We start from the raw sequence: 7928 nt of genomic DNA on the forward strand, positions 1-7928 counted from the left end.
CCGACGATAAAGTCTGCATCGGTAATATGCCGATGCAGACTTCACTGCTGTTCTTACCGGTCAGAACGCCATACCTACCAGCATCATTGCGGCTATCACTGCCAGTAACGGCAGTTTGAGCTGCCTGAGTGCGAACCATCCCAACACGATCCAGGCCAGATCACCGGGTTGCTGGACGGCACTGCTGAAGACCGGCTGATACAGCGCTGCCAGCAGCAGACCAGATACGGCGGCATTGACCCCGGCCAGTGCCTGCTGCAATGCGGGGTGCTGACGCAGGTGTTGCCAGCCGGGCAACACGGCCAGTAACAACAGAAAACCGGGCAGAAAAATCGCCAGAGTGGCCAGCAGGGCAGCAAGAAGACTGTGGGCAGGTATCAGGCTGGCGCCGAGAAAACTCGCCAGCGTAAACAGCGGACCGGGCATGGCCTGAGCTGCCGCATACCCGGTGAGGAACTGGTCATTGCTGAGGGTATGTCCCACCAGCTGCTGCAACAGCGGCAGCACCACATGTCCCCCACCGAACACCCAGCTACCGGCCTGATAGAACTGGCTGGTCAGCATCAGCCAGGGTGAAGCACTGGCCAGCCACGGCAGCAGCACGAGTAGTGCCAGAAACAGCAGCAGTGGCAGGCGACTAAGGCGGCCCCCTTGCTTCTCCGTGCTGGCAGAGTGCGGTGTGGCGGGCGGCAGCAGTATTTTGCCGAGCAGCGCTGCCGTGATGAGGGTGAGCAACTGGCTACCGATACCCGGTGCCCACCACTGGATCGCCGCGGCAGACAGGGCCAGAGCCAGCGGCAGAGCGGTGGGGCAGAACTGGCGCAGCATGCCCCAGACGGCATCGGCCACCACAATCACGGCCAGCAGCTTGAGACCATGCAACATCCCCTGAACCCAGCCGACACCGGCCCAGTGCTGACCGGCAATCGCCACCAGCCACATCAGTACAAAGGAGGGCAGGGTAAAACCCGCGAAAGCAGCAATGGCACCTTTAAGCCCGGCGCGCTGATAGCCAATGGAAAAACCCAGCTGGCTTGACGCCGGGCCGGGCAGAAACTGGCAGAGTGCCAGCAGAGAAGAAAAGGCCTCATCATCCAGCCACTGGCGCTGTGCGACAAAGGCCCGGCGGAAGTAGCCGATATGCGCCGCCGGGCCGCCAAAACTGAGACAGCCCAGCTGCAAAAACAGCATGAATATCACCCGCACTGTACCGTTCTCCCCGTGTGGTGGTCAGCCCGAAAAATAGCACCTGCCCGTGACAGCACGATGCCAGTGATGCCCGTAACCCAATACCGCTGTTCTCAGCCGAATCGCTGGCGAATCATCTCCAGCATGGTCTGGGCAGCGAACGACAGGGTGGCACGTTTGCGCCAGATCAATGACAGTTGCCAGCGTAGGGTGGAACTGTCCAGTGGCTTGATGACCACTCCCGGCAGGGCATGGCGCTCGGCGATCAGTTTCGGCAGCAACATGGCTCCTGCGCCAGCGGCGACCAGAGCCAGCCCGAAATCCGCCTGACTGACCTGGGTGACTTCATGCGGAGTGAAGCCGCTGGCGACACAGGCATCGTGGATCAGCTTGTTGAGCATGAAGGTGGTTTCAAAGGCGACCAGTGGCGTACTGGCCAGATCGTGCAGCTGCAGAGTGTGCTGGGCGCAAAGCGGGTCGCTGACGGGGAGCGCAACCATCATCGGATCATCACGAATCTGCAGCCATTCGATGTCGTCCTTGCTGGGAATCAGACTGGTGGCCAGCTCAATTTCACCGTTACGCAATGCATCCTCCAGCTCAGCGCCGCCACGTTCCATCAGATGAATATCGATCTGCGGATAACGGCTGCGAAACAGGGCAATGACGGGGGCAAACATCTCGGCGCTACCCAGCGGTGACAGGCCAATGCGCAGCTCGCCACCCTGCAGATTGCGCATGGCGTGCAGCTCATTGACCATCCGCTGCCTGCCTTCGAGCAGCTGCACCGCATGGCGATGCACAACCTCACCTGCAGCGGTAAGGCGAATGGTGCCACCGCGTTTGCCACGCTCCAGCAGCGAAACGTCCAGCTCTTCTTCCAGGCCGCGGATAGCCTTGCTCAATGCCGGCTGAGTCAGGTGTACCTGCTCGGCAGCTTTGCCAAAGCCGCCGGAGGCAACAATCTCGACCAGATAGCGCAGTTGTCGGAAGTCCAATTTGATGACCTTTAGTTATGAAATTCATATTTAACATTCATTATATTTATTTAAAAGCAGCCCTTACACTTTAGTCCATGTTGTGCAGTCGCAGCACAAAGCTAATCGGACTAAGTGGAAGATACCTCCATGGCCAAGACCACCTCCTTTTGCAAAGTAATACTGCAGCTGGCGTTGTTCTGCGGCCTGTTGTGGCTCTGTAACCTGTGGGTTAACCACGCCGGCTGGAGTATTCCCGGCAGTGTGATTGGCCTGGGAATACTGGTGTTCCTGCTTGCTACCCGGGTGTTGCCCGTGCGGGCAGTGCAGGCCGGTTCCACCTGGTTGCTGGGTGAGCTGCTGCTGTTCTTTATTCCGCCGGTAGTCTCAATCCTGAAGTATCAGATGCTGATCCGCGAAGATGGCCTGATGATTCTGGCCTCGGTAGTACTGGGGACGATGATGGTTCTGACAGGTACGGCCTGGGTGGTGGACAGGGTCTTTACGCTGGAGCAGCGCCTCAATGAGCGGCGACTGCTGGAGTCAGGCGGCCATGTCTGACTCGCTGCTGGCGCTGTTCAGTCTGGCGGCGACGGTCGCCTTCTACTACCTGACCAAGCTGGCCTATCAGCGTAAGCGGGTCGTATGGCGGGCGCCGATACTGGTGGCACCTCTGGCGGTGATTGCGCTGGTGATGGGATTGCGTATCCCACTGGATGATTATTTTCACTACACCCATTTGCTGGTGATGATGCTGGGTCCGGCGACCATTGCCTTCGCTGTGCCGATCTACCAGCAGCGCGGGATTATTCGCCGTTATCCGGTCACGCTGGTGATTGGTGTACTGACCGGGCTGCTATTGGGCCTGCTCTCGTCCTGGCTGCTGGTGCGGTTGTTTCCGCTGCCTGTGGAGCTGGCTAACAGTATGCTGGTGCGTTCGGTTTCGACACCGTTCGCCATGGAAGCAGCCAGCACTTTCGGCGGCGTGCCGGACATCACTGCCATGCTGGTGCTGATTACCGGCATTACCGGCATGGTGCTCTGTGAGCCGGTCTTCAGGGTAGTACGTATTCGTACGTCACTGGCCAAAGGCGTGGCGCTGGGCGCTTCGGCTCATGGTGCCGGCACGGCCAAGGCGCGTGAGCTGGGCAATGAAGAAGGCGTGATCGCCAGCCTGACGATGATCTTTACCGGCATTGCCATGGTGATGGGTGCGCCGTTGTTTGCACACGTACTGGGCTGATCAGGATCGTGAATCGCGTTCGGCAGGTTCGGATGGGCAAAGTGAGCACTGTTGCTTGCTGGCGAATCAACGGACACAGGTTTTGCGGCACGTCGGAGCAATCCGACGGCTGCGTTTTATTTCTCAGGGTCTGACCGCCCTGGAATAGTCGCGTTACTCTTTCCTCTTCCTGTTTAACCCGGCTGCAGGTTCGTCCTCAGCCGGGATTTTTTTATCTGCGTACCGCCGTCTGCTGAGTGAAGGCTGATGGAGCGCAGGTGTGCTGTTACACCAGCCCCAGACCGATCATGCCATGCCAGCCCATATACAGACCCACCAGAGCGATCAGCGCGCTGGAAATATAGGGTGCACGCTGGGCCAGTTTGTTGAGCCCGGGCCAGCGACGTGACAGATGACGGGCACTGAGTGCAGCACCTACTCCGACCAGCACCAGCGTCAACGCCAAACCAATACTGAAGCCCAGTACCAGTAGTGCGCCAAGACTGATGGCTTTCACCTGCAGGCAAAGCAGCAATACGGTGATGGCCGCCGGACAGGGGATAAGTCCGCCGGTCAGACCGAACAGTATGATCTGGCCTGTCGTGACACTGCGGTTGGCAAAGCGGCGGCGGATATCCTCGGCGTGTGCCCGGGCATGGGCATCCAGCGGTTCATTGTTGTCTGTCAGGGCGCTGAACTGCTGCCACTGTGGCGCCTGTGTGGCCAGCTTCAGCGGCGCGGCGGTCTGGGCCTGCAGCAAGCCCAAGCCTGCATGGACATGGGTGGAGTGACTGTGACCATGGTGATGATCGTGATGATCGTGATGATCGTGATGATCGTGATGATCGTGATCGTGATCGTGATCGTGATCGTGGTGATGATGAGGGTGGTGATTATCCTGCCAGGTGCGCAGCAGCATCCAGCCTGCGGTCAGCAACACGATGCAGCCTGAAGCCAGCTGAAAGTAAGGCTCCAGTTCTCCGCCATCGACCTTCTGACCAAGATAAAGCCCCGCCAGTGCGACCAGCCAGACGATCAGAGTATGGGAGAACGTCGCGGCCAGACCCAGCAATATGGCCTGCCTGACGGTGCCTTTTACCGCCACGATAAAGGCCGCCATCATGGTCTTCGAGTGACCGGGCTCCATGCCGTGCAAAGCGCCCAGTACCACTGCGCTGGGGAGATACAGCCAGGCATGGCTGCTGCCTTGTTGCAACAGCGCGGCAAAGTTATCCATGATCTGCTCCTACAGGTGACGGGTAATCTGGTGGAACTCAGCCAGGATTTCCTGCTGGTCGCCCTGACCATCCACCAGATGTTCCAGCAAGTGGTCCACATGCTCCTTGATCAGCGTGCGCTTGGCCTGACAGACCGCTTTCTCCACAGCGTGCAACTGCTGCACAACATCAGCGCAGCTACGCTGCTCCTGCATCATGGTGATGATGCTGCGCAGATGTCCTTCCGCTCTCTTCAGCCGCTTGAAAATATCAGGGTGTGATTCCTGTAGGGGAGGATGTGCTCCCGTAGCATGTGTCATGGTGTCTTCCGGAAAGTAATTATCTATCCCCCCTGGGGGGATGTGGTGCGGCTATGCTAACTGTACTCCATGGCGGAAGGCAATCCGTGCGTCAGGTGGCACTGCCGGCTGCGCATCCTCTTCGACATCATGCTGCCGTAGAGCAGGCGCACCCTGGATGATAGGGCTGGTACGTTCGGTGGTGGGCATGCAGGCGGCTGCCGGGCTGATGGCCAGTGCTATCTTTGTCGGTATTCCGGAAATCAAAACCCTGCCGGTGCTGCTCTACAGTGCCAGTATGGAAGGCAATTATCATATTGCATCCATCACTGCCCTGATCCTGCTGGTGCCCTCTATCGGCTTTATGCTGATGATCCATCGGGTGCTGAAGGTGGAAACGCTGGGCAAGATCGGCGCGTAACAAAAAAACGTTCAGTACTCGTCTTGTCAGCCCTCAGGCGGCATGGCTTAATGCCAGCCGCCTGCAGTCAGGTGATTGCAGACCTTGTTCCTTTCCCTTTGGTACGCGTTCGCGTGGCAGTCCATCAAACATGAAAAAGCTGGTTTTCGTTTCTGTTCTGGCAGTGGCAGGTTGTGCTACTCAGCCGCAGGTTATCAATTTCTGGAAAAAAGACGGCGCAACCTACGAGGATGCCATCACGGCTGAGGCGGGCTGTCAGTACAAAGTGGGCATGGAAAAGTTTCAGGACAAGGATGAGAAAGACGCGCTGATCGATAACTGCATGAAGATGCAGGGCTATCGCATGGGCAAGTACCCGCTGTAAGCATGTTGCAAGCACCTCTTCAGGTGCGGATAAATGCCCTCAGCGGGCTTATGCTGATAAAAATGCCGGTGCTTCCCCTCACCGGCATTTTTACGTTCAGTTCAGATATATTCCTTTACGCCAGCCGGCCTGTCTTATTTGCCGAACAGGGTTTTCAACAGGCTGGTGCTCTGCGCTACCGGGTCTTTACGGATCTGCTTCTCTTCCTCTCCGACCATGGTAAACAGCCCGCTCAGGGCGGCATTGGTGACATAGTCAGTCAGATCCAGATTCATACCGCCGAGCATCGGCACGGCACTTTTGGCGGAGCTGCTGAGGCTTTGATAAGCCGAAGTGACGCCGTTGCTGGCCATGGATTTCTCGATACTGGGGCGGAACAGCCTGGCCAGCTGGTCCTGCGTCTTGCCACGGAAATACTCGGTGGCGGCGGTATCGCTGCCCTGATAGATACGTTGTGCATCCTGAATGGTCATACTTTTGATGGCATCCACAAAAATCGGTGTGGCTTGCGTCACGGCCTGCTCGGCAGCGCGGTTCATGCTCAGCTCAAAGGCATTCACCTGAGTACCCAGCCCCGCCTGACGCATCAGCCCGGCGGCACTGCCCAGCATCCCCGGCAGGGGGATATGTGCCCTGGTGTTTTTCATATAGCCATCGGTTTTGGCCAGGCTGCTGACCGCGCGTTCAGTGCCGACCGACAGCGCCTCTTTAAGTCCGCTGATTACCGTCTGCTGGCTTAGGCTGCTGCTGTTCGAGGCCGAAGCTGATGAAGTGCTTGATGAATTGCTTGACGACGTGCTGCTGGTAGTGCCTTGTTGCTTCTGCTGTTGCTCCAGAATTTTCTGGCCCTGATTCAGCAGGCTGTTGAGGTCGGCATGGGCGTAGCCACCTGCAGCCAGTGTCAGGCACAGCAGGCTGGCACTCAGTACCGGGCGTCGGATCGTGGCGGGAAGGGCAGTGTTGTGGGGAGTGGTCATGGTCAGTCCCTGAAGTAGTTATTTGAACGAGCGGCGCTGTGTCAGCCGGTCTGCTGGCATGAGCACGAGCCCGTCAAGAACAGGTTGTCAACGTCGGTAGTGAGTATAGATGAGGGAGATTACGCCCGACCAAGCACGAGCCGGGGCAAGGTGTTTCAGAGTGGGCAGAGTGTGGAGCAAATAAGAGTGTGGAGTAAACAAGGGCAGAAGGAGTCTGGGCTGACAGCGGGTCCGGGCTGGTCTATGTTGCCCTAACAGGTCGTTGAAAATCTATCTGCGTTGCCGAATACCGCGTCAAAAACAGGCTCACAGCCAAAGGCTGAACGTGCTTTAGCACGGCCCCGAAGGGGCGAGCAAAGCGAGTCAAATGCTCATTTAGTTCACTAAACTCCGCTTTTTCGCCTGTTTCTTGTGCCCTCGGGGTATTTCCTTGTCTCGGCTGCCTCGATAACGTTTTTCAACAGCCTGCTAAGTGAACTTTCCTGCTGCTGAGTGAAGGCTATGAACCCCTCTGGAAATACCGCGTTAGTGATCATCGATATGCAAGTCAGTCTGATGGATGAGAACCCCTGGCAGCCGCAGCCGGTGATTGCCACCATCAACCGGCTGATTCATCAGGCACGGGAAACGGACGCCGTGGTGTGCTTTGTCTGGGATGAACGGGTGGAACCGGATGCCGGCATTCTGCCAGTGCTGAGTCAGCAGCCGTCAGACTGGACACAGAGCAAGCATTTTCGCGATGCCTTTATGGACACCCCCCTGCATCAGCGTTTGCAGCAGGCGGGGGTACGCCGTCTGGTGATGACCGGCATGCAGACGGATTACTGTGTCGATACCAGCTGCCGTGCGGCGGCAGCACTGGGGTATGAAGTGATACTGGTCAGCGACGGTCACACCACGCCTGACAGTGATCAGCTGACGGGGGAGCAGATCGTCCGCCACCACAACCGTATTCTCAACAACCACCTCGCGGGGCAGGGCAGTATTGCCGTGGTACCGGCGGCAGAGGTTACCTTCTAACAGGCTGTTGAAAAACGTTATCGAGGCCGCCGAGACAAGGAAATACCCCGAGGGCACAAGAAACAGGCGAAAAAGCGGAGTTTAGTGAACTAAATGAGCATTTTGAGCCTGTTTTTGACGTGGTATTCGGCAACGCAGATAGATTTTCAACGACCTGCTAGTGCTCTGCCATACAGCCCTGCGGCTTCACCACCCGCCGTGTGGAGGCGGGCGAGCTGAGCAGCTTCTCTGGCGAGCGGCGGG

At 57.8% G+C, this 7928-nt stretch carries 10 protein-coding genes; 5 read left to right on the forward strand and 5 right to left on the reverse strand.

Features of this window, described 5'->3' with window-relative positions; all coding sequences use genetic code 11:
• Nucleotides 1-60: 60 nt before the first annotated feature.
• Nucleotides 61-1191 (reverse strand): chromate efflux transporter, encoded by a 1131-nt coding sequence (gene chrA / locus WH50_RS16170; protein ID WP_207780346.1) that lies wholly within the window; start codon nt 1189-1191, stop codon nt 61-63.
• Between the two features lie 110 nt (nt 1192-1301).
• Nucleotides 1302-2186, reverse strand: a complete 885-nt coding sequence (locus WH50_RS16175) for a LysR substrate-binding domain-containing protein (protein ID WP_110188240.1) — start codon at nt 2184-2186, stop codon at nt 1302-1304.
• Between the two features lie 129 nt (nt 2187-2315).
• Here WH50_RS16175 and WH50_RS16180 point away from each other — a divergent pair, with 129 nt between their 5' ends.
• Together WH50_RS16180 and WH50_RS16185 are read left to right on the forward strand one after the other, a co-directional pair.
• Entirely contained in the window at nt 2316-2726 is a 411-nt protein-coding gene (locus WH50_RS16180; RefSeq protein ID WP_110188241.1) for a CidA/LrgA family protein, read from the forward strand.
• On the forward strand, nt 2719-3408 hold the full coding sequence (locus WH50_RS16185) for an LrgB family protein (RefSeq protein ID WP_110188249.1): 690 nt from the start codon (nt 2719-2721) through the stop codon (nt 3406-3408). The genes WH50_RS16180 and WH50_RS16185 overlap by 8 nt, the downstream gene beginning before the upstream one ends.
• Before the next feature lie 265 nt (nt 3409-3673).
• Here the strand turns inward: WH50_RS16185 and WH50_RS16190 are convergent, their stop codons facing one another.
• A complete protein-coding gene (locus WH50_RS16190) occupies nt 3674-4624 on the reverse strand; it encodes a nickel/cobalt efflux transporter (protein ID WP_110188242.1) in 951 nt (316 codons plus the stop codon).
• A 9-nt stretch (nt 4625-4633) separates the two neighbouring features.
• Entirely contained in the window at nt 4634-4924 is a 291-nt protein-coding gene (locus WH50_RS16195) for a metal-sensing transcriptional repressor (protein ID WP_110188243.1), read from the reverse strand.
• 157 nt (nt 4925-5081) lie between these two features.
• Here WH50_RS16195 and WH50_RS16200 point away from each other — a divergent pair, with 157 nt between their 5' ends.
• Nucleotides 5082-5324, forward strand: coding sequence for a hypothetical protein (locus tag WH50_RS16200; protein WP_133251347.1), 243 nt, complete (start codon nt 5082-5084; stop codon nt 5322-5324).
• A 130-nt stretch (nt 5325-5454) separates the two neighbouring features.
• A complete protein-coding gene (locus tag WH50_RS16205; RefSeq protein WP_104155314.1) occupies nt 5455-5688 on the forward strand; it encodes a hypothetical protein in 234 nt (77 codons plus the stop codon).
• A gap of 134 nt (nt 5689-5822) precedes the next feature.
• On the opposite strand, the gene WH50_RS16210 is transcribed toward WH50_RS16205, so the two are convergent.
• Nucleotides 5823-6665 carry a DUF4197 domain-containing protein gene (locus WH50_RS16210; RefSeq protein ID WP_110188245.1) on the reverse strand — a complete coding sequence of 281 codons (843 nt, stop codon included), beginning with the start codon at nt 6663-6665 and terminating at the stop codon, nt 5823-5825.
• Between the two features lie 501 nt (nt 6666-7166).
• On the opposite strand from WH50_RS16210, the gene WH50_RS16215 reads away from it, so the two are divergent.
• A complete protein-coding gene (locus WH50_RS16215) occupies nt 7167-7685 on the forward strand; it encodes an isochorismatase family protein (protein WP_110188246.1) in 519 nt (172 codons plus the stop codon).
• Nucleotides 7686-7928: the final 243 nt, after the last annotated feature.

The organism is Pokkaliibacter plantistimulans (assembly GCF_003194385.1).
GTDB classification, from domain to species: Bacteria; Pseudomonadota; Gammaproteobacteria; order Pseudomonadales; family Balneatricaceae; genus Pokkaliibacter; species Pokkaliibacter plantistimulans.